Origin of the sequence: Rhodococcus pseudokoreensis (assembly GCF_017068395.1) — a bacterium.
Taxonomy (GTDB): Bacteria; Actinomycetota; Actinomycetes; order Mycobacteriales; family Mycobacteriaceae; genus Rhodococcus_F; species Rhodococcus_F pseudokoreensis.
The window spans coordinates 8143407-8169435 of the sequence record NZ_CP070619.1; the positions used below are offsets into that span (position 1 = coordinate 8143407).

Annotated in this window: 26 protein-coding genes; 15 read left to right on the forward strand and 11 right to left on the reverse strand. The window is 64.8% G+C overall.

Features of this window, described 5'->3' with window-relative positions:
- The first annotated feature begins 24 nt into the window (after positions 1-24).
- From JWS13_RS42510 to uvrA, 3 genes are all read left to right on the forward strand, one after another.
- On the forward strand, positions 25-1173 hold the full coding sequence (locus JWS13_RS42510; protein ID WP_206011071.1) for a Glu/Leu/Phe/Val family dehydrogenase: 1149 nt from the start codon (positions 25-27) through the stop codon (positions 1171-1173).
- 48 nt (positions 1174-1221) lie between these two features.
- Positions 1222-2388 carry an NAD(P)/FAD-dependent oxidoreductase gene (locus JWS13_RS42515; RefSeq protein WP_206011072.1) on the forward strand — a complete coding sequence of 389 codons (1167 nt, stop codon included), beginning with the start codon at positions 1222-1224 and terminating at the stop codon, positions 2386-2388.
- Between the two features lie 88 nt (positions 2389-2476).
- Positions 2477-5020 (forward strand): excinuclease ABC subunit UvrA, encoded by a 2544-nt coding sequence (uvrA, locus tag JWS13_RS42520; protein WP_206011073.1) that lies wholly within the window; start codon positions 2477-2479, stop codon positions 5018-5020.
- A gap of 386 nt (positions 5021-5406) precedes the next feature.
- On the opposite strand, the gene gvpJ is transcribed toward uvrA, so the two are convergent.
- Positions 5407-5769 carry a gas vesicle protein GvpJ gene (gene gvpJ / locus JWS13_RS42525; RefSeq protein ID WP_206011074.1) on the reverse strand — a complete coding sequence of 121 codons (363 nt, stop codon included), beginning with the start codon at positions 5767-5769 and terminating at the stop codon, positions 5407-5409.
- A gap of 1225 nt (positions 5770-6994) precedes the next feature.
- Between gvpJ and JWS13_RS42530 the strand changes: the two genes are divergently transcribed.
- The 3 genes from JWS13_RS42530 to JWS13_RS42540 all read left to right on the forward strand — a co-directional run bounded on the left by JWS13_RS42530 (position 6995) and on the right by JWS13_RS42540 (position 8319).
- Positions 6995-7324, forward strand: a complete 330-nt coding sequence (locus JWS13_RS42530; protein ID WP_012687733.1) for an ANTAR domain-containing protein — start codon at positions 6995-6997, stop codon at positions 7322-7324.
- Positions 7321-7581: a hypothetical protein gene (locus tag JWS13_RS42535; protein ID WP_206011075.1), complete on the forward strand. Its 261-nt coding sequence runs from the start codon at positions 7321-7323 to the stop codon at positions 7579-7581. The genes JWS13_RS42530 and JWS13_RS42535 overlap by 4 nt, the downstream gene beginning before the upstream one ends.
- A 111-nt stretch (positions 7582-7692) precedes the next feature.
- A complete protein-coding gene (locus JWS13_RS42540) occupies positions 7693-8319 on the forward strand; it encodes a hypothetical protein (RefSeq protein ID WP_206011076.1) in 627 nt (208 codons plus the stop codon).
- Positions 8320-8327: 8 nt separating this feature from the next.
- Here the strand turns inward: JWS13_RS42540 and hisC are convergent, their stop codons facing one another.
- On the reverse strand, positions 8328-9431 hold the full coding sequence (gene hisC / locus JWS13_RS42545) for a histidinol-phosphate transaminase (protein ID WP_206011077.1): 1104 nt from the start codon (positions 9429-9431) through the stop codon (positions 8328-8330).
- Positions 9428-11110, reverse strand: a complete 1683-nt coding sequence (locus JWS13_RS42550) for a nitrite/sulfite reductase (RefSeq protein ID WP_206011078.1) — start codon at positions 11108-11110, stop codon at positions 9428-9430. Before JWS13_RS42550 ends, hisC begins: the two co-directional genes overlap by 4 nt.
- A 106-nt stretch (positions 11111-11216) precedes the next feature.
- On the opposite strand from JWS13_RS42550, the gene JWS13_RS42555 reads away from it, so the two are divergent.
- From JWS13_RS42555 to JWS13_RS42570, 4 genes are all read left to right on the forward strand, one after another.
- Positions 11217-12044 carry a sulfurtransferase gene (locus tag JWS13_RS42555; protein WP_206011079.1) on the forward strand — a complete coding sequence of 276 codons (828 nt, stop codon included), beginning with the start codon at positions 11217-11219 and terminating at the stop codon, positions 12042-12044.
- Positions 12045-12095: 51 nt separating this feature from the next.
- Entirely contained in the window at positions 12096-12743 is a 648-nt protein-coding gene (gene hemQ / locus JWS13_RS42560; protein ID WP_206011931.1) for a hydrogen peroxide-dependent heme synthase, read from the forward strand.
- A 63-nt stretch (positions 12744-12806) separates the two neighbouring features.
- Entirely contained in the window at positions 12807-13283 is a 477-nt protein-coding gene (locus JWS13_RS42565; protein ID WP_124394044.1) for a MarR family winged helix-turn-helix transcriptional regulator, read from the forward strand.
- Positions 13284-13333: 50 nt separating this feature from the next.
- The gene (locus JWS13_RS42570) at positions 13334-13765 is read left to right on the forward strand and encodes a DUF5313 family protein (RefSeq protein ID WP_206011080.1); all 432 of its coding nucleotides are present in this window, start codon (positions 13334-13336) and stop codon (positions 13763-13765) included.
- A gap of 24 nt (positions 13766-13789) precedes the next feature.
- Here the strand turns inward: JWS13_RS42570 and JWS13_RS42575 are convergent, their stop codons facing one another.
- Both JWS13_RS42575 and JWS13_RS42580 read right to left on the reverse strand, forming a co-directional pair.
- A complete protein-coding gene (locus JWS13_RS42575; RefSeq protein WP_206011081.1) occupies positions 13790-14803 on the reverse strand; it encodes an alcohol dehydrogenase catalytic domain-containing protein in 1014 nt (337 codons plus the stop codon).
- A 45-nt stretch (positions 14804-14848) separates the two neighbouring features.
- On the reverse strand, positions 14849-16198 hold the full coding sequence (locus JWS13_RS42580) for an MFS transporter (protein ID WP_206011082.1): 1350 nt from the start codon (positions 16196-16198) through the stop codon (positions 14849-14851).
- 104 nt (positions 16199-16302) lie between these two features.
- On the opposite strand from JWS13_RS42580, the gene JWS13_RS42585 reads away from it, so the two are divergent.
- From JWS13_RS42585 to JWS13_RS42605, 5 genes are all read left to right on the forward strand, one after another.
- Positions 16303-16683, forward strand: a complete 381-nt coding sequence (locus tag JWS13_RS42585; protein ID WP_206011083.1) for an ArsR/SmtB family transcription factor — start codon at positions 16303-16305, stop codon at positions 16681-16683.
- Positions 16684-17072: 389 nt separating this feature from the next.
- The gene (locus tag JWS13_RS42590; RefSeq protein ID WP_087560687.1) at positions 17073-17480 is read left to right on the forward strand and encodes a hypothetical protein; all 408 of its coding nucleotides are present in this window, start codon (positions 17073-17075) and stop codon (positions 17478-17480) included.
- Positions 17477-18361: an alpha/beta fold hydrolase gene (locus JWS13_RS42595; protein WP_206011084.1), complete on the forward strand. Its 885-nt coding sequence runs from the start codon at positions 17477-17479 to the stop codon at positions 18359-18361. Before JWS13_RS42590 ends, JWS13_RS42595 begins: the two co-directional genes overlap by 4 nt.
- A gap of 154 nt (positions 18362-18515) precedes the next feature.
- Positions 18516-18962 (forward strand): PaaI family thioesterase, encoded by a 447-nt coding sequence (locus tag JWS13_RS42600; RefSeq protein WP_206011085.1) that lies wholly within the window; start codon positions 18516-18518, stop codon positions 18960-18962.
- A 67-nt stretch (positions 18963-19029) separates the two neighbouring features.
- Complete coding sequence (locus JWS13_RS42605; protein WP_241032525.1) at positions 19030-19821, forward strand: IclR family transcriptional regulator; 792 nt, start codon at positions 19030-19032, stop codon at positions 19819-19821.
- A gap of 61 nt (positions 19822-19882) precedes the next feature.
- Here JWS13_RS42605 and JWS13_RS42610 read toward each other — a convergent pair whose 3' ends face one another.
- From JWS13_RS42610 to JWS13_RS42635, 6 genes are all read right to left on the reverse strand, one after another.
- Positions 19883-20242, reverse strand: a complete 360-nt coding sequence (locus JWS13_RS42610) for a GNAT family N-acetyltransferase (protein ID WP_206011086.1) — start codon at positions 20240-20242, stop codon at positions 19883-19885.
- Positions 20243-20364: 122 nt separating this feature from the next.
- Positions 20365-21801 carry an aldehyde dehydrogenase family protein gene (locus JWS13_RS42615; RefSeq protein WP_206011087.1) on the reverse strand — a complete coding sequence of 479 codons (1437 nt, stop codon included), beginning with the start codon at positions 21799-21801 and terminating at the stop codon, positions 20365-20367.
- 253 nt (positions 21802-22054) lie between these two features.
- Entirely contained in the window at positions 22055-22585 is a 531-nt protein-coding gene (locus JWS13_RS42620; RefSeq protein WP_206011088.1) for a MaoC family dehydratase, read from the reverse strand.
- A 4-nt stretch (positions 22586-22589) separates the two neighbouring features.
- Entirely contained in the window at positions 22590-23567 is a 978-nt protein-coding gene (locus JWS13_RS42625) for an HpcH/HpaI aldolase/citrate lyase family protein (RefSeq protein WP_206011089.1), read from the reverse strand.
- A gap of 9 nt (positions 23568-23576) precedes the next feature.
- Entirely contained in the window at positions 23577-24788 is a 1212-nt protein-coding gene (locus JWS13_RS42630) for a CaiB/BaiF CoA transferase family protein (protein ID WP_206011090.1), read from the reverse strand.
- A complete protein-coding gene (locus JWS13_RS42635) occupies positions 24785-25975 on the reverse strand; it encodes an acyl-CoA dehydrogenase family protein (RefSeq protein WP_206011091.1) in 1191 nt (396 codons plus the stop codon). Before JWS13_RS42635 ends, JWS13_RS42630 begins: the two co-directional genes overlap by 4 nt.
- Between the last annotated feature and the right edge of the window lie 54 nt (positions 25976-26029).

Here is a 26029-nt window from a genome sequence, read left to right on the forward strand (position 1 = left end):
CGAATCGCACGAGGAGCAACGACGATGTTCGAACTGATCGACGAATGGGGCCCGGAAAAGGTGGTGTGCGTCTCCGACGCACGCACCGGCATGCGCGGCGTTCTGGTCATCGACAACACCGCCCGCGGCATGGGCAAGGGCGGCACCCGCATGTCCACCACCGTCAGTGTCGGCGAGGTCGCCCGGCTGGCCCGGAACATGACCTGGAAGTGGGCCGGGGTCGACCTCTTCTACGGCGGCGCCAAGGCCGGGATCTGGGCCGACCCGCACGCCGAGTCGAAGGAAGCGGTCCTGCGGGCGTTCGTGCGGGCCCTGCGCAACGAGGTCCCCGAGGAATACGTCTTCGGCCTCGACGTCGGACTGACCGAGAAGGACGCCGCGATCATGCTCGACGAGGTCGGTGGCCGCGGCGGCGCCGTCGGCACCCCGCACGCGCTCGGCGGACTCCCGTACGACCAACTCGGCGTCACCGGCCACGGAGTCGCGGAGTCCGCCGACGCCGCCGCGCAGGCGATCGGCCTGTCCACCGGTTCGCTGAGCGTGTCCATCCAGGGCTTCGGAGCGGTCGGAGCGGCGAGCGCGAAACGCCTCGCCGAACTGGGCGCCACGGTTGTCGCCGTCTCGACGTCGCGGGGTGGCATCCACAACCCGGACGGCCTCGACGTCGCCGCCCTGCTCGACCTGCGCGAACGATACGGTGACGGCCTGGTCGACGAGTACTCCGACGCAAAGCCGCTCGCCGCCGGGGAAGAACTCTCGGTGACGGCGGACGTCCTGATCCCGGCCGCATTGCAGGACGTCATCGACACCGATCTCGCCCGGACATTGCCTGCCAGGATCGTCGTCGAAGGCGCGAACCTGCCGAGCAGCCCCGAAGCGCAGGCAGTGCTGCACGGCCGCGGCGTGACCGTCGTCCCGGACTTCATCGCCAACGCCGGCGGCGTGGTGGCCGCAGCCGTGGCCATGGACGCCCGCTACTCCGGCATCCGTCCCGAACCCGCTGCAGTGTTCGCCAACATCTCGAACAAACTGCGCGCCAGCACCATCGACACCCTCGATGCGTCGAAGGCTCAGGGGCGTACCACCCACGAGGTGGCGCGCAGCACCGCCCAGGACCGCGTGCGCGAAGCCATGGTGTTGCGTGGACGGGCTCCGCGGAACGCGGCGTTCTAGAAGACGGTCCGGCATAACATAATCACTCTTCAGGAAAGAAGAAGCGACATGAGCAAGGAACTCCCCGAACAGGCGTCCGTCGTCGTGATCGGCGGTGGCGTCATCGGCGCCAGTATCGCGTTCCACCTTGCCGAATCCGGGGTCTCCGATGTCGTCCTCCTGGAAAAGGACGAGTTGGCCTGCGGCTCGACCTGTAAGGCCGCCGGCGGTGTCCGTGCGTCGTTCAGTAACGAGGCCAACATCGCGATCGGACTGCGCGGCCTCGAGGTGTATTCGCGGTTCGCCCAGGACTACGGCCAGGAGATCGACTTCGGCCGCGACGGCTACCTCTACCTCCTCTCGGACCAGACCAACGTCGACATCTTCACCGAAAGCGTGGCGCTGCAGAACCGGCACGGTGTTCCGAGCCGGATGATCATGCCCGACGAGGCGAAGAAGATCTCGCCGCTCATCAGCACCGACGGGCTCCTCGCCGCCTCCTGGTCCCCCGAAGACGGCAAGGCCACGCCGGAATCGGTGGTGATGGGGTACGCCGCGGCCGCCCGTCGCCACGGTGCCCGCATCATCCGGCACTGCGCGGTCACCGACATCGAGAGCACGGGCGGCACCATCACCGCCGTGGTCACCGAACACGGACGTATCGCGACGCGCACCGTGGTCTGCGCCGCCGGGGCGTGGTCGGCGGAGATCGGGACCATGGTCGGGGTGGATATCCCCGTGGTCCCCGTCCGCCGGCAGATCGCGTTCACCGAGCCGCTGTCCGAGCTGCCGGAGTTCTCGCCGTCGCTGACCATCGACTTTCCCTCGAACTTCTATTTCCATCCCGAAGGCAAAGGTCTGTTGCTGGGCTGGTCCGACCCGGACGAACCCGAGGGATTCAACCTCAGGTTCGAACTCGAGGATTGGCTGATGGGTCTCGGCGCGATCGCCGAGACCCGGGTGCCGGCCGTGCTGGACTACGGCATCAGCACCGGCTGGGCCGGACTCTACGAGGTCACTCCCGACCGCAACCAGATCATCGACCGATCCACCGAGGTGGAGGGCCTGCTCATCGCGACCGGTTACTCCGGCCACGGCTTCCTGATGGGACCGGCGACCGGTGAGATCGTGCGCGACCTGTACCACGGTAGAGAGCCCGGGTACGACATCGGTTCGTTCGCCCTGCGCCGCTTCGCGAAGACCGGTATCGGCGCAGGCGAGACGAACATCGTCTGACCCGACGCACCACTGGGACGCCCGTTCCATCCCTCGAGGAAGACTGGGACCCGACCTGCCCGAGCACGAACCGACACCTGGAGCAGTTGTGCCGACCCTCGATCCCGGACCGCCGGCCGAACCATCACCCGCCCGGGCATTCGCCGGCATCGAGGTGTTCGACGCCCGCGAACACAACCTCGCCCACGTCGACGTGTTCATTCCCCGGGATTGCATCGTCGCGTTCACCGGGGTGTCGGGATCGGGCAAGTCGTCGTTGGCCTTCGGCACCATCTACGCCGAAGCGCAACGACGCTTTCTCGAGTCCGTCACCCCGTACGCGCGCCGATTGATGGATCAGGTCGGCGCACCCAGGGTGGGGGACATCACCGGGCTTCCCCCGGCGGTCGCGTTGCAGCAGGCCCGCGGTCACACGTCCGCCAGATCGTCGGTCGGCACCCTCACCCACATCTCCAACGTGCTGCGCATGCTGTTCTCCAGGGCCGGCACCTACCCGCCGGACGCCGACATCCTCGACTCGAACGCCTTCTCGCCCAACACCCCGGAAGGCGGATGCCCGACCTGTCACGGACTCGGACGCACCCACGACGTCGACGTCGACGCCCTGGTCCCGGACCCGAGCCGCAGTATCCGCGACGGCGCCGTCGCGGCCTGGCCCGGTGCGTGGCTGGGGAAGAACTACCGCGACATCCTCGACACCCTCGGGATCGATGTGGACCGCCCCTGGTCGGAACTCCCTGCAGACCAACGTGAGTGGATCCTCACCACCGAGGAGCAGCCCACGGTGACGGTGTCACCGATCCGCGACCCGGGCAAGATGGTGCGCGACTATCAGGGAACGTTCTCGAGCGCCCGCACCTACGTCCTGCACACCTTCGCGACGACGAAGAGCGCAACCCAGCGGGCGAAGGTCTCGCGATACCTGGTCTCCCGGCCCTGCAGCGCGTGCGACGGTAAGCGGCTGCGACCGGAGGCGCTAGCGGTTCGGTTCGCCGGCCTCGACATCGCCGACGCGACCGAACTGCCACTGGCCGATCTGGCCACGGTCCTCGAAGCCGCCGTCGCATCCCGCGATGCCCCCGCAGACGACGCTACCGACCGAGCATCGGAGGCGTTGGTGGACAACCTACTCGGACGCCTCCGGGGGTTGTCCGAGCTCGGCCTGGGATACCTGAGTCTCGGCCGATCGACCACCACCCTGTCGCCGGGGGAGCTTCAGCGCCTGCGGCTGGCCACCCAGCTGCAGTCGGGCCTGTTCGGAGTGCTGTACGTCCTGGACGAGCCGTCCGCGGGCCTGCACCCCGCCGACACCGAGGCGCTGGTCGCTGCCGTGCGGCGGCTTCGCGCGGCAGGCAACTCCGTCTTCGTCATCGAACACAACCTCGACGTCGTCCGGGCGGCGGACTGGATCGTCGATGTCGGCCCCGATGCCGGGGAGCACGGTGGGCGGGTCCTCTACAGCGGCCCGGTGGACGGTCTCGCTGCGATCGCCGAATCCGTCACCCGCCGATACCTTTTCGAACAATCGGGCAATTGCCCGGAGCTTGCACAGCCGAGCATGTGGATCGAACTCTCCGGAATCACGATGCACAATCTGCGGGATCTGAGCGTGCGGATCCCGCTCGGGGTGCTCACCGCGGTCACCGGCGTGTCCGGCTCGGGCAAATCCACGCTCGTCAGTCGCGTGCTCACGGACGTCGTCGCCCGGCACCTCGGCGTCGACGACGAACCCGGACCCGACACCGTCAGCGACGACGCCGACGACTCCACGGCCGTGATGGCCGACGGCCGCGACACCACCGAACCGACGGTGGTGTCGTCTCACGGGCTCGGACACATCGACCGGCTGGTGCGGGTGGACCAGACCCCGATCGGGCGGACTCCGCGCTCGAATCTCGCAACCTACACCGGACTGTTCGACGTGATCCGGAAGCTTTTCGCTGCACACCCCACCGCCCGCGAGCGCGGATACAGTCCCGGCCGATTCTCGTTCAACGTCACCGGAGGCCGATGCGACGAGTGCGAGGGCGCCGGTGTGATCACCATCGGCATGCTGTTTCTGCCCGAGGCCTCCGCGCCGTGCCCGGTCTGCGCCGGCGCACGCTACAACGCCGAGACCCTCGAGATCCTGGTCGACGGCCGGTCGATCGCCGACGTCCTCGGGATGACCGTCGACGATGCCCGGGACTTCCTGAACCACGTCCCGGCCGCGAAGAAGAGCCTGGACATGCTGGTGGAGGTGGGTCTCGGATATCTGCGGCTCGGCCAATCGGCCACCACGCTGTCGGGTGGGGAGGCGCAACGCGTCAAGCTGGCCAGCGAACTGCAGCGCGTCCGATCCGGGCACACGCTCTACGTGCTCGACGAACCCACCACCGGACTGCACCCCGCCGACGTGGACCGACTCATGGGGGTGCTGCGCCGTCTCGTCGCGGCAGAAAACACCGTCGTCCTGGTCGAACACGACATGTCGGTCATCGCCTCGGCGGACTGGATGATCGATCTCGGACCCGGCGGCGGAGACAACGGCGGCCGCATCATCGCCTCGGGTCAGCCGGCGATCGTCGCAGAGTCGGCTGGCTCCGCCACCGCCGCCTATCTCGGCCGGCACCTCGCACCGTCCGCGGTGTAGGTCTGGGGGAGAATCCGCTCCATCGGTACCCCGCCCGCCTGGCCATGGTCGGCGAGGGTGGGCCGGTTGATGGGCGCCTGCGGCCGGGTTTCCGAACCTCGGTGCGGACGGAGTTCTGCAACCACCTGCTGTTGCCAGTAGGCATCCGATCGTGGCTGTGAGGACCGCGATGTGCTCATGCGGTCGCCTCCCCGGAAACAAGGCGTGCCTAGAGGAAAGTGTTCGTTCCCCGAAAGATCGCGCTGGAGTGGATTGGTGTAACTCGCGGCCCCCGACAGCGACGAGCAAGTGTCTCATTTGTAGTCGATCAGGCGGCCGATGTCACGGACCGACCGGTCCCCCCGAACGGGTTTCACCGTCGAGGGCGGATCTATCCGGGAACAAGTTCACTTCCGGCGTGGTGCGGGTTCGCGTTTGCTGCCCGAGCCGTCGAGCAGCTCGCTGAGCGTTTCGCCCACTCCCTCGAGTACGCCCTTCGTCTTGGACTTCGTGCTGCCGCTGCCCTTGACGTCGGAAACGAGATCGGTCAGGCCCTTGGGTTCGCTGCCGATCGCGAGCCGGTTCGCCGCTTCGGCGAAGCGTAAGTAGGTGTCAACGCTGGCCACCACCACGCGGGCGTCGATGGTGAGCAGTTCGATCCCGACCAGCGAGACCCGTACGTAGGCGTCGATGACCAGGCCCTTGTCCAGAATGGTGTCGATGACGTCGGCCAGGCTGCTCGAACTCGGGCCCCCTCCTGCTGTGGTCATCGTTGTCGACTCCCTTCACCCGGACGGCGATCGTCGCTCGACGCACACCGCACCGATCCCGACTACCCCCAACGACGGATATTCAATCGGTCAAAAGCCCGAAGTGACTGGGTGATTCGGTGCGTGATCGTGCGACGAAACAGGCCGACCGGTCGCTCCCCGCTGCTCGACCGCACGAACCCCCGTCGATCACGCCGGGCGCGAGGTCCTCTTTCGCGGAGAAAGAACAGAACAGCCCGCTTTTGGCGACGCCGGAATTCTCGGCGATCGCGCTCAAAGTTGCTCACGCGACGGTCGAATTATTCCGACGCGCAGTGAGGGTGAATTTCGAATTATTTGCGTCCGAGTCCTTCGGCGGCATGACTTGCCGACGAAATCTTCGTACATCGCGATCGGAATGATGGCCAGGCCGTCCCCAGGAAAGCCTGGCCACCGCTTGTCGGGCCGTTTTCGCTGCTCAGCCCAGGCCGATTCCGCCGCCGAGGGTGAGGCTCAGCCACTTCGGGAACGCCTCGAATGTGACGTTGAAGTCGATTCCTGCAGAACCCATCAGAATTCACTCCTCGGCTGGTGATGAAATCCACGTGATCGTCGATCGCCGCCTACTTCATTTATCGCGTTCGCGATCTCGCAGTGTTTCATCAATTCGGATTATTCTCACATATTGATATTTGACAACCGTCCATTTTCATCTGAACAATGGATCGAGAGATGGGCGCCATTTCGGGTGAAGGGTTGTTTGTTTCTGGGCCGCGCGACGGACGTCGGCCAATGCCCCCCCACGGGATCGGAACAGACGGCGCATGCGGGTGTTCGGGGTCGGCCGGCCGAGCCCTCAGGTATGGAAGCGGCAATGGCTGACCGCTTGGGTTTCGGCGTCCCCGAATTGCTTCGGCGTCTGATGCGTTAACGCCGTCCCCGGTCGCGTGACCGTGTCGTGCTCGTGGGTCGAAATGGTGTCCAACCCGGTGCAATCACGCCGCGAGATAACGCTACTGTGTGGTACAGGTCACAAGTTGGTATCGTGATGTTAGTCGCGAATCGCACCGTGTGCCGTGTCACCTGGGCAAATGCCCGTGGAGTTGGACATGTGTCTAGATGACAGGTGCGGCTCGGTCCGCTAGAACTGATCGTGCATCAACAGTGACGTGACTCACATTTCGCGTCCGGACGGGATCGTCGGCACACCGGCGGCAGATGCACGAGAACGAAGGAGTTACGCGGAATGATCGAGGACAGCACCGAACCATCCCTCACTCCAGTCCCCAGCCCGACGCGCCTGATTCCGCGACGGCGCCCCGATGGCCGGGAACTGCTCGGTACGGCCAAGGGCATTCTGATTGCAGGCCGCGGCTGCACCGACGCCCAGGCGTTCGACGAACTTCTCGACGTTGCACGACGCCACCACCTCACCGTCCTCGGCGCTGCCCGGAGCCTGGTCGAGTTGGCGGCAGGCCCGTCACCCCGACCGCGCAGGGCCGACACCGCTCGATTCGACGAGTGGGAGCAGCTGGTCGCCCAACTCCCTCCCCGCCGACACGCGCAGGCAAGTTGACGCAACAGGGCGCGGTCGGCGGTATCCAGGCCGATCCCGAAACGATTACCGGAACGGAAACGAGCCTCCCCCGCGAAACCACGTCGTCGCTCACCGCCGACGCCGTCGTCTGGCCGGACCCGAGCCCGCTCGATTCGTGGTGGAAGCGAGTGGTCATCGACCACGCGACCGCACTCGCCGAGGGCGAGTCCTCCATTTACGCCGAGGGCGAGCCCTCCATTTACACCGAGGGTGAATCCTCCACACGGCACGGGTAGGCGTTCGGGTTTCGTCTGTCACTGTCGATCATTGTCTCGCCCGCGTAGGGGGAGGAGTGTGGGAGATGGGGATTGGACGTCGGCGCCACGCGGCGCCGCCCGAGGAGAAGGATGGCCACCGTGTTTGCACGCTCTTCCACCTTTGATGCGCACCCGTCGTTCATCGACGAGGGGATCAAGCATGTGCGCGACACCGTGATGCCCGCGCTTGCCGACATCGCAGGATCCGCCGGAATGTCCCTGCTGGTCGACCGAGGCTCCGGCCGGTGCATCGCCACCAGTTCCTGGACGGACGACGAGGCTCTGCGCGCGAGCGAAGCACCTGTTCGAAAGCTGCGTGACCGCATGGCCGAGGTTTTCCACGCCACCGCGACAGTCTCGCGGTGGGACATCGCGGCCCTGCACCGCGACCACCGCTCACATCAGGGCGCCTGGGTGCGGGTCGCGTGGCTCGACGTCGAGCCGGGTCACCTGGACCGTGTGATCGACGTGTACAAGATGTCCTCGCTGCCCGCCATGCACGAGCTCGCAGGATTCTGCAGCGCGAGTCTGCTCGTCGATCCGGCCGCCGGCCGGATGGTGTCGTCGATGACCTTCGACAGCGCCCCGGCGGGCGGTACCGGGGAAATGGCCGAGAGCATCGGAACGTCGGAAATGTGTGAGTCCGGCGCTCGGCTCCTCGAAGTGGCGGAGTTCGAGTTGGCGATCGCCCATCTGCACGTCCCCGAGATGGCCTGACGAGAAGATCATGTGAGGTGGGATTCGGAAAGTGACGACTTCTGCATCCCTTCGGTCAGGGGGCCGATGCACGAGAGTAGGTGGTCGTTCTCTCTCCTGCTGCCTATCGAGATTCTGATTTCCCGCGGTCCCGCCAGCCGGACAACTGCACCGTCCTGTGCCAGGAGTCGTACTTTTTCCTGTGCACCGTGTTGGTGGGGAAGGAACAAGAAGTTCGCCTGACTGGGGACTACCTCGATCCCCGCTCTGGTCAGCGTGTCGTACACACGCTTCCTCTCGGACACGGTTGCAGTGATGTTAGATTCGAGGGCAGCCGTCACCGCGGGTTCGAGACATGCGAGGGCTGCCGCCTGAGCCACCGCGGAAACGGAGAACGGGATGCGTACGGCCCGCAGCAAGGAGCCGATATCGGGGGACGACAGGGCATAGCCGATCCGCAGTCCCGCCAATCCCGCGGACTTCGACAGCGACTTAAGTACGACGACGTTCGGGAATCGTCCGAGGAGTCTGGGGCCGCTCGCAGCGTCGGGATCGGTGACGAACGCGCGATAGCACTCGTCGAGGACGATCAGCAGGTCTTCGGGTACCGCCTCCATGAAGGCCTCGAGCGCGGTGTGGTCGACGGTGGTGCCGGTCGGGTTGTTCGGCAGGCACAGAAGCACCACTCGTGTGCGGTCGTTGATGGCGGCGAGGATGCGCGTGAGATCGAGGCGGTGGTCGGGCGTGAGCGCGACGCGAATGGGTGTCGCTCCCGCGAGCAGCGCGGTGTGCTCGTAGCTCGAGAACGAGGGCCAGCCGTAGACGACTTCAGTTCCGGGGCCGGCGCACGCGGTGACGATGTTGCGCAGGAGACTGCTGGATCCGCTGTCGACGCTCACCTGATCGGGGGACAGGTGCCACCGACTGGCGAGCGCCTCGGTCAGTTCCGTGCTCTCGAAGTCCGGGTACCGATTGGCCCGGGTGATGCTCGCGCGGATCGCCGCCACCACCCTGTCGTCCGGTGGAAAGGGCGATTCGTTCGAAGCGAGCCTCGCCGCTTGCCTCAGGGAGGATCCGGAGTCACCGGGAGCGTAGCTGTCGATCTCGAGGATGCCGGGGCGGTGTCGGATCATGTGAGGTCGGCCTCGGTGGCGCGGTGGACCCAGTTCGCGAACCTCTCGGAGCGAGAACGGTCGGCCACATAGCGTCGAACTATGCGTTCGACGTAGTCGGCCACGTCTGTGGCGGGTAGTTTGTGGCCGCGCAGTTTGCGCCCGAAGCTCGTGTCCAGTCCGAGACTGCCGCCGAGATGAACCTGGAATCCCTCGACCTGTTCGGAGTCGGCGTCGGTGACGATCATGCCCTTGAGGCCGATGTCGGCGACCTGAATGCGAGCGCAGGAGTTGGGGCACCCGTTGAGGTGCAACGTGATCGGGTGCTCGAGTCGATCCTGGACGTCGGCGAGTCGGTCCTCGATCTCCGAGATGATGGTGGCGGCCCGCGCCTTGGTCTCGACGATCCCGAATTTGCAGAATTCGATGCCGGTGCATGCCATGGTGCTTCGTCGCCAGGGTGACGGACGCGCCGGGAATCCGAGACTGTGGAGACTGGTTTGGAGTGGGTCGATCTGTTCGTCGGGCACGTCGAGGACGACCAGCTTCTGCATCGGGGTGATGCGGACCCGTCGGGATCCGGAGGATTCGGCGACGTTCGCCAGGTCGATGAGCATGGTGCCTCCGACTCTGCCGACGACGGGTGCGATTCCCACGGCGTTGAGCCCGTTCTTCTGCCGCTGGATCCCGACGTGGTCGCGTGGCTCGTCGAGCGGCTCTGGCGCGGGTCCATCGATCATCGGGTGTCCGAGGTACTCCCTCTCGAGCACGTCGCGGAATTTCTCGACACCCCAGTCCGCGACGAGGAACTTCAGGCGTGCCTTCGCCCGCAGGCGTCGATAACCGTGGTCGCGGAAGAGGGAGACGATGCCGATCCACACGTCGGGCACCTCCTCGAGCGGAACCCAAGCGCCCAACCGTTCGCCGATGCGAGGGTTGGTCGACAGGCCACCGCCGACCCAGACATCCAGTCCTGGACCGTGTTCCGGGTGTTCGACGCCGATGAATGCGACATCGTTGATTTCGTGGACGACGTCCTGGAGTCCGGAGATGGCGGTCTTGAACTTGCGCGGCAGATTGGAGTATTCGGGGTTCGCGATCAATCTGCGGGTGATCTCGCGCAGCGCGGGCGTGGCGTCGAGGACCTCGTCGACGGCGATGCCTGCCATCGGCGAGCCGAGGACCACCCGCGGGGTGTCACCTGCGGATTCGGCTGTGGTGAGGCCTACCCCTTCGAGTCTCCGCCAGATTTCGGGTAGGTCCTCGACCCGGATCCAGTGCAGCTGAATGTTCTGGCGGTCGGTGAGGTCCGCGGTGTCGCGGGCGAACAGTCGGGAGACTTCGCCGACGACGCGCAGCTGTTCGGTGGTCAGTGCTCCGCCATCGATGCGGATGCGGAGCATGAAGTGCTCGTCCTCGAGTTCTTCCGGCGGCAATGTGGCGGTTCGGCCGCCGTCGATGCCGGGTGCGCGCTGGGTGTAGAGCCCCCACCAGCGGAACCGGCTTCGCCGATCGGTGGGGTCGATGCCGGCGACACCGGTACGGCAGTACACCTCTTCGATCCGTTTGCGCACGTTGAGGCCGTCATCATCCTGCTTGACCTGCTCGTTCACGTTGAGTGGCTCGCGATCGCCCTGCGCCCATTGCCCCTCCGGGCGCGGGGACTTCGCTCGGGCAGGACGGGTCGTCGGTGTTGTCATCCGGTGCTCCTGTCGAAACTGTGTGGCCGAAACTGTAGCGTAGGCGAATAGATCGTGCATTAATAATATGTGCACGCCTCGATTTCTACGATGTGAAGGATGAACGATGAGCAGAAGCAATTTCCTGGTCGACGCCGACTGGGTCGTCGAACACGGGAACGACCCCGACGTCGTCCTCGTCGAGGTGGACGAGGACACCACCCAGTACGAGAAGAACCACATCGACGGTGCCGTCCGGATCGACTGGAAACGCGACCTTCAAGATCCCGTACGCCGCGACTTCATCGACCGGCGATCGTTCGAGAAACTCCTGTCCGAGCGGGGAATCGCCAACGGCGACACGGTGATCCTCTACGGCGGGAACAACAACTGGTTCGCGGCCTACGCGTACTGGTACTTCAAGCTCTACGGCCACCGCGACGTCCGGCTGCTCGACGGCGGACGCAAGAAGTGGGAGCTCGACGGCCGGCCGTTGTCGAGCGATATTGTCGCCCGACCGGCTACCGACTACGTCGCGTCCGAGCCCGTGTCGGGAATCCGCGCGCACCGCGACGAGGTGATCGAGCAGATCGGAAAGAAGAGCATCGTCGACGTCCGGTCTCCCGACGAATTCGCCGGCAAGATCCTCGCTCCGGCGCAGTTCCCACAGGAACAACCCCAGGTTCCTGGGCACGTCCCGACCGCTGTCAACGTGCCGTGGTCCAAGGCTGCCGCTGACGACGGCACCTTCCTCGGCGACGGCGAACTCCGCGCCCTGTATGCCGACGCCGGTCTCGACGACACGAAGGACATCATCGTCTACTGCCGAATCGGCGAGCGATCGGCGCACAGTTGGTTCGTGCTCCACGAACTGCTCGGCTACCCCGAGGTCCGGAACTACGACGGCTCCTGGGTGGAGTACGGCTCGTTGGTCGGCGTCCCGGTCGAGAGGTGACCTGCCTTGATCGGCTCTCGCTTCGTCGAACTCAACCAACGCGTGCGGTTCATGATGTTCACCGTGTTCCAGGTGGTCCCCGGCGCGCTTCCGGATGCGCGCGCTGAGGTCGTGAAGGATGCCCGCGCCTACTTCGAGGGAGTTGCCGAGTCCGGTGTCGTGCTCCGCGGAATCTACGACGTCGCAGGACTGCGTGGAGACGCCGATTTCATGATCTGGACGCATGCCGACACCGTCGAAGGATTGCAGGCGGCCTACTCGGGCTTTCGGCGCTGCCGACTCGGGCGAGCGTGTACGACGGTCTGGAGTGCGGCCGCGCTCCACCGGCCGGCCGAATTCAATCGCAGCCATATCGCTGCATACGTGGCCGATGAGGAGCCGGGGCAGTTCGTGTGCGTGTACCCGTTCAACCGATCGCTCGAGTGGTATCTGCTGCCGGACGCCGAACGGCGACGGCAGCTCGCCGAGCACGGCCGAGCGGCTCGTGCCTACCCGGATGTGCGTGCCAACACCGTGAGTTCCTTCGGATTGAGCGACTACGAGTGGATCCTCGCCTTCGAGGCTCCGGACCCGAGCCGGATAGTCGACATGATGCGAGACCTTCGCGCCACCGACGCGCGCCGGCACGTTCGGCTGGAAACGCCCTTCTTCTCCGGGCCGCGAACCGGACTCGAGGCACTCGTTGCGCGTCTGCCTTGACGAGCACCAGATTGATTCGTGCAATATTAGTTATTGCACGAATCAATCTGGTAGCCTGGTCGCATGACCGCAGACGTGCAGCAGGGTAAGGCCGGCGACGATCTACTCGCTCTCGACCGGCAGGTGTGTTTCGCGCTCGCGATCGCGAACCGGGCGGTGCTCGCCGTCTACCGCCCCTTGCTCGAACCGATGGGGCTGACGCATCCGCAGTATCTGGTCATGCTCGCCCTCTGGGGGAAGGCCCCGATGGCGGTCAAGGAGATCGGGACCGCACTGCAACTCGATTCACCCACCCTCTCGCCGCTCCTCAAGCGCCTCGAGGCATCCGGACTGATCACGCGCACCCGCAGTCGGGCCGACGAGAGGCAATTGGATGTCGAGTTGACCGAAGCCGGTGCTGCGCTGCGGGCGGAAGCGCTGAAGATTCCGCCCGCCGTGATCGAAAAGCTCGGCGTCAGCCTGGCCGAACTCGAGGAACTGCACGACGTTCTCACCCGCGTCAATCAGGCTGCGCTCAGAGCGGGCGCGCTCGATCAGTGAGGACAACCATGTCGAATTCGATTTCAGCACAACATGAACAGGTAGTTGTCATGTCGCGAAAGACGCAACGAACACGGCCCGGACCCCTGCAGTGGCTGGGCTACGCGGTAGGCCGCAAACTTCCCGACTCCATGCAGGACTGGGTCCGCAACGACCTGGTCGGTGACTGGGCCGTTCCCCGGCACCTCGTCCGCAGCATGGTCCCGTTCGTTCCGGTCTTCGCCGTGTTCTTCCTGTTCCCGGGACCGCTCGGGCTGCGAGCCTCCATGGTCCTGCTCGGCGTGCTTCTCGCCGTGTTCTATGCGGTGTCGTACATGGCGCAGAACCGATCTCGACGCCTCGAGAGGCACGGACTGCCGCCCGATCTGGAGAACCCGAAGAAGGCGTCCCGTCATGACGCCGAAAAGGCGGCGTACGAGAAACTCCACGGACCTTCCGTCACCTTGGGCGTCGAGCGGCGCGGCGGCAACGAACTCCGCTGAAGACGGTCGACAGCCCGGGAACGGTCACATGGTGAGGACCATGCGATAGCGCGCCCGCCCTTCCTCCATCGCGGCGTAGGCCTCCGCGGCTTCGCTCAGGGGCCGCTCCTCGATCCGTGCGCGCACGCCGGACAGGACCGCGAATTGCATCGCCTCCTCGACGTCGCGGGCGGTGCCGGAGGGGTGACCGGTGACGTTGACGCCGGGGGTGATCAGCTGCAGGGGACTGATAGGCAGTGGGTCGGGCGTGACACCGACGACGGTGAGCTCGCCGAGCGGAAGCAGCCCACCGACCACGGCACCCATCGCCTTCGAGTTTGCCGCGGTCCCCAGGACCACCGACACGCCACCGAGTGCGCGTAATGCTTCGCTGACGTCGCCGGCGGTGGAGTCGACGTAGTGATGGGCGCCCAGCTGGCGAGCGTCGTCGGCTTTGTCGGCGCCACGAGCGATGGCAATCGTCTCGAAGCCCATCGCCCGGGCGAACTGCACACCGAGGTGGCCGAGTCCGCCGATTCCCAGGATGGCGACGCGGTCACCCGGAACGGCCCGTGTCTTCCGCAGCGCGTCGAACGTGGTGACCCCGGCACAGCCCAGGGGCGCGGCCTCGGTGAAGGACAGTTCGCTCGGAATCCGGGCAAGCGCGTTGGCGGGAACCGTCACGGATTCGGCGTATCCGCCGGGGTACTGCCAGCTCGGCACCTGCAACTTCTCGCAATAGATGAAGGTCCCCCTGCGGCACGGGATGCACTGATTGCAGTGCCCACCGAACCAACCCACCCCGACGCGATCGCCGACGGCGTAGTTGTCGACGCCGGCGCCGAGTTCGGCTATGGTTCCGGCGATCTCGTGTCCCAGCGTCAACGGCCACGACATCTCGGGGAACGCGCCGTTGACGAATGCGTGGTCGGTGCCGCACACGCCGCATGCGGAGACGGCTATGCGAACGTGGTCGCGCGGCGGCGATTCCGTTTCGACGTCGACGAGTGTCAGCGGCTCGCCGGGGGACTGGACGTGAACTGCCTTGTGGGTAGGCATCTGCATCATTCCTGTCTGTCATCGTGAGCGATCGAGACCCACGTTTCAGTCAAGACCCTCAGCGGAGCTCCTGACAAGGGTCGACGGCGGCGTCGGCCCGCTGACTCCGGGGAGGCACGTCGGGTCGCGGTCGTATCGACGGTGGGCAAGGGATTCGGCGGAGTTCCGCGGTGTCGATCCCGGAGTGGGTGACACCAGGTGGTCGGCGGTGCCGACTCGTACGGTGATCAGCGCGGTGAGCGAGCACGCCATGACAATTGCGGTGAAGGTGGCGACGGCCGTGCCGAAGGGTGCGAATTGGATCAAGTAGCCCGTTCCGACAGGTAGCAGCGCCGCGGGGATGTAACCGGCGATGTTCAGAGCCGCGTTGGCTTCGGCGCCGTGATGCGAGGGAATCCGGGTGCCGATCAGCGTGAGTGCCGCAAGCTGGCCGAGGCCCTGCGCGGCGCCCGCGAGAAGTGCGGCGATCACGAACAGTGCCGGTGTCGGAGAGACGGTGACGGTCGCCGTGAGCGTCACCATCGAGACGAACGCGGCGGAGGAACTCAAAGCGAGATGGGTTCTCGTACGCAGATGAGCAAGGGCGAACTGGACTCCGGTGGCAACGAGAAACATGCCGCACGCCGTGGCGCCGGCGAGAAGTGGGCTGGGGGAGTCGATGCCGTCGGCGAGAACCGTGGGTCCGAGTGAGAGGAAGAACGAGGTCGCGGTGATTCCGGGGGCGAATGCTGCTACTCCCCACGCAAGTTCACGCCGATTCGGGTGAGGCACGGACGGCCACGACCAAAGGCGTTCGACAGGGCCGTCGTCCACACTCGGCCGGGGGAGGGGCAGCCGGATCGCGATCACCAGTGTCAGGGACGTCACGGCGAGCACGATTCCGAATATCCACGACTGTGGAGTGTCGATGAGTTGTGTGAGCGTCCCGGACAGGAGGGGTCCGAGTCCGGCGCCGAATACCATTGCAGCGGAAGCGATCATCGATCCGGTCCGGCGCCGGTGTTCCGGGGCGAGATCGACCGTCGCCGACATGCCTGCGGTGACGGCCGCGCCGACGGCGGCACCTGCCAGCAGCCTCGCCGCCAGCAACCACATGACGTTCGTGGCAGACAGGAAAAGGCCCGATGCGGTGACCGCGGCGATCAGACCGGGGACGAGCACGACCTTCCGCCCGTACCGATCGGCAAGTTTCCCGGTGACGAGAAGAGCCCCGATCAGACCAACCATGTACGCCCCGAAAACGATCGTCAAGGTTCCGGAAGTGAACTTCCATTCCGCTTGCCAGCGCGTATACAGCGGGGTGGGCGCGTTCGACAGCACGAACACGGCAGTGACCGTGCTTGCGGCAGCCAGGCACCATCCCAGGCCTTTCGAGTCGGTGGAAGTCGTTGCCATCGCTGTCTCCTCTACCCGCAGCTGTTCGATGCAGGTCGTAGCGGTACGAGAATTCTCGTACAGATACGGTACGACAAGAATCGTACTGACGCTATGCTGGATCTATGGCCCACCTCGCGCCGACGTATCGCACGAGCAGCAGTGAAGATGTCGCCCTGCCGTGCCCGCTGCCCGAACCGGCGGCGTCGGAGATACGCCTGGAGCGGGTCATGAGTGTTCTTGCCGATCCGCTGAGGCTGACAATCGTCAAGCAGCTCTTGACCGGGTCCGAAGAATACGATCACACCTGCGGCTGGTTCGGCTTCGACCGGCCGAAGTCGAGCCTCACTCATCACTTCAAAGCCCTCCGGGAAGCGGGCGTCATCAGACAGCGGCAGCACGGACTCGAGCGGCGCAGCCGAGTCCGCCTCGAGGACCTCGACGACCGCTTTCCCGGCCTCGTGGAACTGATTGTCAACTGGGAGCCCGCTGAGGGGCAGTTCTAGATCGGTTGCCGGCGTCGTCGATGGCTTCGGCGATCAGATTCGCCATGTTCGCGATTGCGTTTTTCCATCGGATATTCGAACTGCGGCGCCCGTCACCGCCCGTCTCGGGATCCGTTGCTGCGGAAGGACTTTTCTTCCTGCTTCGTGCGAAGAGCCGATGCGCGACGGCGCCTGCACACAATCCGGGTAGTCGGTTTGAGGACTGGGAACCGAACGACCCTATCGCGGTATTGACAAAGTGTGAGGCAGTGCACATACTCGAAACTGACACGGCGTACCGCTGAACGGCACAGCTCGTTCGGGGATCTGCGGTCCGCCTGTCTCGCGAACCCCACGCCGCCTGCGTGTGATCGCAGGTCGAACAGCGACTTCCTAGAAAGGGATAGGCCATGCCATTTGTGGACACGGAGAGGTTCACCGAGGCGCTCAACTTGGATCCCGAATTCAAGATTGCGGCACGCTTCTGGAACGCCACCGTCCGGTTGGAGATCGGCGATGAAACCTATGTGCTGGTGATTCGTGACGGTCGACTCGACTCCATGGGGGCGCCTGCGGGCAACAACCTCATGACGGTGTCGCGGAACTACGACATCGAGATCTCGGCGCCTGTCGAAGAATGGGGCAAGTTCTTCGAGCGGGTGCCGCAGCCGTTCTATCAGGACCTCTTTTCGGCAGTCACCCGGCACAACTTCCGTTACGGGGGAGACATGAAGATGTTCTTCGCCTACTACGCCGCGCTTCGGCGACTGTTCGATTTCATGCGTACCTTCACCAACGTTGCCGAGGAGGCGAAATGACCGCGACGAAGTTCGACAAGGCAGTCGGGCGGTATGTCCATCTCACGATCGACGACACCGAGTACCGGGTCTATTACGAGGAGAGCGGCTCGGGAATTCCGCTGCTTCTCCAGCACACCGCCGGCTGTGACGGGCGTCAGTATCGTCATCTGCTCGAAGACGAGGAGATCACGTCGAACTTCCGCGTGATCACCTGGGACCTGCCGTACCATGGGCGGTCGCTGCCGCCGCTCTCGGTGCGGTGGTGGGAGCAGGAGTACAACCTGACCCAGGACTTCTTCATGAAGTTCGTCGTGGCCCTCGCGGAGGCTCTCGACTGCGAGGACGCGGTCTACATGGGCAGCTCGATGGGAGGCAATCTCGCCCCCGACCTGGCCCTGCACTACCCCGGAGTGTTCCGTGCCGTGATCGCCCTGGAAGCGGCCCTGCACTCGCCCGGGTACTACCTCGACTACTGGTTCCACCCCGAGATCAGCAACGACTCGAAGCCGGCGGCGATGTACGCGCTCACCTCGCCGACGGCCCCCGAGGTCGGCCGCCGGGAAACGACCTGGGTCTACAGTCAGGGTTCTCCGCCGGTCTTCAAGGGCGACCTGCACTATTACAGCGTCGAACACGATCTTCGGGAAACGGCAAAGGACATCGACACGACGAAGACTGCCGTGTACATCCTGAACGGCGAATACGACTTCGCGACGGGACCGGAGGAAGCCGACGAACTCGGCGCGCAGATCGAGGGTGCGAAGGTCGTTCCGATGGCTGGGCTCGGACACTTCCCGATGAGCGAGGATGCAGCCCAGTTCTTCCGCTGCATCAAGCCGGTGCTGTGGGAAATCCGTGACGCGGCCGTGCCGTCGAAGGTGCTGTCGGCCAGCCAGTAGGGCGCTGACCGGTTGCGTGCGGCCCCGGTGCCTCTGTGGTCACGCTACAGGGCCCGCGCAGCCTCGTGGAGCCGCCGGCGGACGAGTTCCTCCAACCTCGCCGTCGGCGGCTCCGCATGTGAGAACGAAACAAGGACGGAAGTAGAGGTTCGGCGTGAGCGAAGTCGGATGGGTCGAGGTGCCCGACGGCGGTTTCATCGGCCTGATCGGTCCACTACTGTTGCGCGACAACGAGAACGGTGTGCGAGAGTTCGGACTGCGGTGCGAGGCAAAGCATCGCAACCTTCGAGGAGTCGTCCAAGGGGGACTGATCATGGCCTTCGCCGACCGTGCCCTCGGCTCGACCGCCCTCGACGAAACAGGCACTCAGAACATGGCGACAGTGCAACTGAGTGTCAATTTCCTCGGCACAGTCCGGGTCGGTGACCTCCTGACGAGCTCGCCCCGTATCGTGCGGCGTACGGCATCGATCGTTTTCGCGGACTCCGATCTGCGGGTGAACGAGTCGGTGGTGGCCACGGCGGCGGGTGTCTTCAAGATTCTCGCGGGGGATTCGACCGCGGTCGGCGTCGGTGTGGTCGCCGAGGCCGGTCGGCCGTGAGCCTTTAGCTGCGGCCGAGGGCTGGACATTTCGACATACTGTGCCGATAATCGGCACAGTATGTCGAATGTTCACCGCAGCGGTGCCGGTTTCCGTGGCGGTCGAGGGAGAGGAGCAGCAGGTGCAAGGCATCGAACGAGGTTTGCGCGTACTCGAGGCCGTGGCGGAGAGCCAGCCGGTCGGAGTGGGCGAACTGTCACGCACTCTTCAGCTGCCGAAATCGACCGTCCAGCGAACTCTCCAGGCACTCGCGTCCGCCGGATGGATCCGCAGCGATGACAGCGAGTACACAAAATGGAAGCTCACCTCGCGGGCACTGGCCGTGGGCCGAAAAGGCTGGGACAAGGGCGACTTGCGAACCGTCGCGCTCGAGCCGATGCGTGAGCTGCGGGATCTGACGAACGAAACGATCACGCTCCAGATTCGCGACGGTGTGGAGCGGGTGGTTCAGATCGAACGCATGGATTCCCATCAGGCGGTCCGCACCTTCATCAAGGTCGGCAGCACCTGGCAGCTACCCCACACTTCAGGGGGAATGGCGATCATGGCACGCCTGCCGGACGACGAGGTCGACAGGATTCTGTCCAGCCCGATTCAGCAACTGACCCCGCAGACCGACACGGACCCCGAATCGATCCGAAAGAAGATCGACGAAATCCGCCGAGTCGGATATGCGGTGAACGTCAATCAGAATCGGATGGGAGTGTGTGCTGTCGGGGCCGCCGTGCTGGGGGAGGGTGGTTGCCCGGTCGGTGGCATCGGCATCTCGATGCCGGAGACCCGTTTCGACGAGAATCGTGTGCCATGGTGGGGAAAGCAGGTTTCCGACACTGCAGCGAACGTGAGTTCGTTGCTCTGACTTCACCGCTGCCGCCTGTGCGTCCGAAGCGTTTCCCCGGCCGCACAGGCGGATGTCGTCACTACGCGGACACGTCCGCGATCAGATCGTGGTACTCCGGGTGGGCGGTGAGAAACTCGGCAACGTAGGGGCAGACCGGCCGCACCGTCCATCCGTAGCCGCGGGCGATTTCCAGCGACTGCCGCACGAGGACGGTGGCAAGGCCGGAGTCCTCGAACTCCTCCGCCATGACCGTGTGCATGAGGGACATCACGACACCGTGCGACCGCGGTCCGGATCGGTCCTCGAGCGAGAGCGGTTCTGTGAGGAAGCGCAGATCGACGTAGCCCAGGATTCCCACGAGTTCGTTCCGCACCTCGAGTTCGAACCGGTTGCGATGAGTATTGTCGGCGACCCGGAGGGTCTCGGTATCAATCGGCATTGCACCCTCCTGACAGGGGTCGACGCGTTTCACGGTCGTTCACGACTACATACGGGGTCGCGGTGTCGGCGCCCGCCCTCGGAGGAACGAACGTCCTTCCCGAGGCCAGGCGCCGGGCACCGTCACAGGCGGGCGGTCACCGTCTTGAGCTGGCAATAGTGCTTGAGCGCTTCGAAGCCTTTTTCTCTGCCGAAACCGCTCGACTTGTAGCCGCCGAACGGGGTTTCGACACCACCGGCGAAGTACTGGTTGATGAAGACCTGTCCCGCCTCGACGGCACCGGCGACGCGATGGGCCCGGCTGTGATCGCGAGTCCAGACCCCCGCGACGAGGCCGTAGTCGCTGTCGTTGGCGATCTCGATCGCCTCCTCGTCGGAATCGAATCGGAGCACGGTCAGCACCGGGCCGAAGATCTCCTCGCGCGCGATGCGCATGGTGTTGTCGACGTCGACGAAGATGGTCGGCTCGATGAACAACCCGCGGCTCAGCCGGCCGGTGTCGGCAACGTTTCCGCCGGCAGCAACACGTGCGCCCTCACGAGGTCCGAGCTCGAGATATGAGCGGACCTTGTCGAACTGCCCTCGCGTGGCCAGGGATCCGATGTCAGGGTCCTCGATCCCCGGTGCGATGACCGTGGTTTCGGCGTGCTGGACGAGCCTGTCGATCAATTCGTCGTGCACCGAGGAATGCACCAGCAGCCGACTGCCGGCCGAGCAAACCTGACCCGCCTTGGTTGTGAACGCCGTCCAGGCGCCGGCGGCGGCCGCGTCGAGATCGGCGTCGTCGAAGACGATGTTGGGAGACTTGCCGCCCAACTCGAGAGTCAGAGGAATCAGTCGTTGGGCGGCCGCCCGCATGATCGCCCGGCCGGTCTCCACCGAGCCGGTGAAGACGATCTTCCGGACCATGTTGTGACCGGTCAGCGCAGCTCCCGCATCGGCGCCGAACCCGGGGACGACGTTGAGAACCCCCGGGGGCAGTCCCGCCTCGACGGCGAGGCGGCTCATCTCGAGTGCCGACAGCGGAGTGTCCTCGGCAGGTTTGAGGACCACGACGTTGCCCATCGCCAAAGCGGGTGCGATGGCCCGGGCAGCCTGATTGATCGGCGCGTTCCACGGCGTGACGACACCGATCACGCCGAACGGTTCATTACGGGTATACGAGAGATAGTCGGGCCCCAGCGGAATCGTCTCGCCGTGTACCTTGTCGGCCGCACCGCCGTAGTATTCGAAGTACCGTGCAGCGGTCTCGATGTCGACCTTCGACTGCGACAGTGTCTGACCCGTGTCCAGCGTTTCGATTCGGGCCAGCTCGTCCGCGTGTTCCCGCAGTGTGCGGGCGACCTCGAGGAGTACGCGACCGCGAGTGGCGGCCGGTGTGTCACGCCACGAACCGAAGGCGCTGTGCGCTACGGCAACTGCATCCTCGATGTCCTCCGCCCCGCCGAGCGCGACTTCGGCGATGACGTCGCCTGTGGCAGGGTCACGGGTGGAAAAGTATTGCCCACCCTTAGTGCGTTCGTCATGTCCGCCGACGAACGCCTCGTAGCGCTCTCGCATTGTGCTTCCCTCTCCGCGTGGTGCACCCGTGTGAGCGGTCACACCGTAATCGTGCCGATATTCGGCACAGTGTTTCGTTATGTTTCAGCATCCGTGGTTTCGATGATCTCTGTCAAGCTCCCTCGGACCGGGGGATCGGGACGGAGCGACATCGACGGTCCGGCGAGCCCCAGGTCCGTAACTGGAGTAAAACCCATCCACCCCAGTAGATCTCATCGGGGCCCTTGGTGGAATTCGGGCTCGCCGGCGGTGACTACACGTGTGGCAGTGGTCGAGCCGGTTGGTCGCCGCCGTGCGTGTCGCCGTAGCTTCGCTTGGGTACGAGAACCTTGCGCCGGAAGATGCAGACGATCTGCCCGTCCTGCTTGTATCCGCGGGTCTCGACGTACACGACGCCCCGGTCGTCCTTGGACTTCGACGGAGTGACCTCCAGGACCTCGGTTTCGCCATAGATGGTGTCACCGTGGAACGTCGGTTTGACGTGTCGCAACGATTCGATTTCGAGGTTGGCGATCGCCTTGCCGGACACGTCCTGCACCGACATTCCGAGCAGCAGCGAGTAGACGTAATTGCCCACGACTACGTTGCGGCCGAATTCTGTTGTTTCCTCCGCGAAGTGGGAGTTGATGTGCAACGGGTGATGGTTCATCGTCAGCAGGCAGAACAGGTGATCGTCGTATTCGGTGACGGTCTTGCCTGGCCAATGCCTGTAGATTGCGCCGACTTCGAATTCCTCGAAGAACCGACCGAACTGCATGTTCTTTTCTTTTTCTGTGGTGGTCATCGTCTTACACACCGCTCTCGACAGTTTCGGTCTCCGGCGTCCACACGTCGAGCCGTTCCATTCCGGCGGCGCGGCCCTGGCCCGCGATGACCAACGCCATCTTGCGGGACGCCTCGTCGATCATCTCGTCGCCGAGCATGACGGCGCCCTTGCGGCCGCCACGGTCGGAGGCGAACCACTCGTATGCGGCGAGGATGTTCTCGGCGTGGTCGTAGTCGGCCTGGGCAGGACTGAAGGTTTCGTTGGCGGCTTCGATCTGGGCCGGATGCAGCACCCATTTGCCGTCGTAGCCGAGTGCGGCGGCCTGTCCGGCCACCCGACGGAAGCCCTCGACGTTACGGACCTGCACGTACGGTCCGTCGATTGCCTGCAGCCCGTTCGCTCGGGCGGCCATCAGGATACGCATCAGTGGGTAGTGGAATGCGTCACCGACCTCATAGCCCGGCGGCTGCTCGCCGATGACGAGCGACTTCATGTTGATGCTCGCCATGAAGTCTCCGGGGCCGAAGATGATCGTTTCGGTACGCGGGGACGCTGCCGCTATCTCGTCGACGTTGATCAATCCGGCGGCGTCCTCGATCTGCGCCTCGATTCCGATTCGGCCGACCTCGAAACCCATGGTCTTCTCGATCTGGGTCAGAGTGAAGTCGAGCCAGGCGATCTGGGCCGCGGACTGCACCTTCGGCAGCATGATGCAGTCGAGATTCTCGCCGGCACCCTCGACGACCTCGACCACGTCGCGATACGTCCAGTGGGTGGTGAGATCGTTGACCCGCACGACGCGGATCTTCGATCCCCAGCCGCCTTCGTTGAGTGCCGCGACGATGGACTTGCGGGCGCCGGGCTTCGCGAGTGGTGCGCAGGCATCCTCGAGGTCGAGGAAGACCTGGTCGGAGTCGAGTCCCTTGGCCTTCTCGATCATCTTCGGGCTCGAGCCGGGAACCGCGAGACAGGACCGCCGCGGTCGTTGTGTTCTGGACATGAGATCTCCCTATTTTGTTTCTTCGAGCTGAATGGCAGCTGTGGTGATGTCGAACTGGGCAAGCACTTCATCGGTGTGTTCGCCGAGTAGCGGCGCTCGCCGGATGTGGGTCGGGGGTGAATCTGCGAACTTGATCGGAGTGTTGGCGATCGTCAGCGGGTGGGATACGCCGGGATGATCGACGTCGACCAACATGTTGCGGCCATGCACGTGGGGATCCGCAAAGATGTCCTCGACAGTATTGACCGGTGCGACCGGTACCTTGCCGCCGAGTGTTTCGACGATCTCGACCTTGGTCCGGGTGGTTGTCCACGCGGTCACCGCTGACATGGTGAAGTCACGATTGGCCAGTCGGCTGACGTTGTCCCTTGTGCGTTCGTCCGTCGCCAATTCGGGGCGCCCGATTGCCGCACAGAGTTGCCGCCAGTGATTGTCGCCGGGCGCGGCGATGCTGACCCACCCATCCGCCGCGGGCACCGCATCGAACGGGCAGAGCAGGGGATGGCTGTTTCCTTGCCGGGTCGGCACGTCGCCGTTGTAGGAGTGCTGGTACACCGTGCGCTCGCACATTGCCAGCATGGCGTCGTACATCGAGACGTCGACGAAGCCGCCGACTCCGTCGCGGCGAGCACGGTGCACGGCCGACAGCAGGCCGATCACCGCGAAGAGTGCCGGCACCGTGTCACCGAAACCTGGACCGGTCTTGATCGGGGAGCGGTCGGGCTCGCCGGTGATTTCCATCAAGCCGCTGAGAGCCTGGACCGTGATGTCGTATGCCGGCCAGTCCTGCATCGGGCTGCTACCGGTGCGTTCGTCCCCGAAGCCGCGGATCGCGGCGTACACCAGATGTGGATTCTGCTCCCGAAGGCGCTCGTACGACAGTCCGAGTCGGTCCATGACTCCGTGCCGGAAGTTCTCCACGACGACATCGGCGTTCGCGACCAGTTCGAGCAGCGAGGCGCGTCCCGTCTCGGTGGTGAGGTCGAGAACGACGCTGCGCTTGTTGCGATTGACGCTCTGGAAATACCCACCGAACGCGCGCAATTCGTCATCCGGTGCGAACGGACCCTGGTCTCGGATGAAGTCACCACGAGGAGGTTCGATCTTGATCACGTCGGCACCCAGATCTGCCAGGACCATGGTGGCGAACGGCCCAGCGAGGATGGTGGTCAGGTCGATCACCACGACATCGTTCAGCGGCCCGCCGGCAGGTAATCTCATCGTGCCTGCCTTCCGAGGATCGCGTCCGAGATGATCTTCAGCTGGATTTCCGAGGTTCCCTCGAAGATCTTGGTCAGCTTCGCGTCCCGCCAGTACCGTTCGACTGCGAAATCGGTGGTGTATCCGGCACCGCCGTGAATCTGCAGGGCCTCGCTGGTCACTCGTTCGGCCATCTCGGTCGCGACGTACTTGGCCATCGATGCCTCCACGGAATTTCGCCGGCCCGCGTCGACCTCGGTGCACACCCGGTACATCAGCGATCTGGCCGCCTCCACCTCGGTCGCCATGTGTGCGATCTTGAACCGAATGGCCTGGTTGTCACCGATGGCGCGGCCGAATTGGACGCGTTGCCGCGCATACGCGACGGAGTCCTCGAGCGCCCCACGCGCCACACCGATCGCGCGGGCGGCGGTGTGTATCCGGGCTGTCTCCAGATCGCCCATGGCGACCTTGAAGCCTTCACCTTCGGGGCCGATCATGGCGTCACCCGCAGCCCAGGCGTTGTCGAAGGACAGTTCCCAGGTCTTCCATCCGTGATATCCGATCTTGCGTACGGGTGTCCCCGTCACTCCTTCGGGTAGCTCGCCGCGGGGTTTGGGCATGATGAAGCAGCTGATACCCCGCGATCGGTGGTCGCGGTCGATCGGTGTCGTGCGGGCGAACACCTGGAGGTAGTCGGCTCCGTCGGCGAACGTGCACCACATCTTCTGGCCGCTGATTCGCCACCCGCCGCCGTCCTTGCGTGCGCGAGTGGACAGCGCCGCCACATCGGAGCCCGCATCGGGCTCGGAGAGGGCAAAGGCGCTGAGGAACTCGCCCGTTGCCATCTGCGGCAGGTACTTTCGGCGTTGATCCGTAGTGAACCCCGCGGTGAATTGCTGTCCGCGAGCGATCAGGCTCGACACGCTCATCCACGCGCGGGCCAGTTCCTCGACGATCAGCGCGTACTCGAAGACTCCGAGGCCGAGCCCGCCGTACTCCTCGGGAATGAGGACGCCGAAGAATCCGAGGTCGGCCATTTTCTGGCGCAGGTCCAACGGAATCTCGCCCTTGACCGGATCGAGTTCATTCGCGACGGGCAGCACTTCCTTGGCTGCGAACTCCCGCGCCATCGCCTGGATCGCGAGCCGTTCTTCGGTGAGATAAGCGGCTCCTGACGATCCGACGTCGTCAACTACAGCAGTCATGTGGCTTCAACCCTTCATCCGTGCCTCTCAATGGCACAGTGTTCCGATATCGAA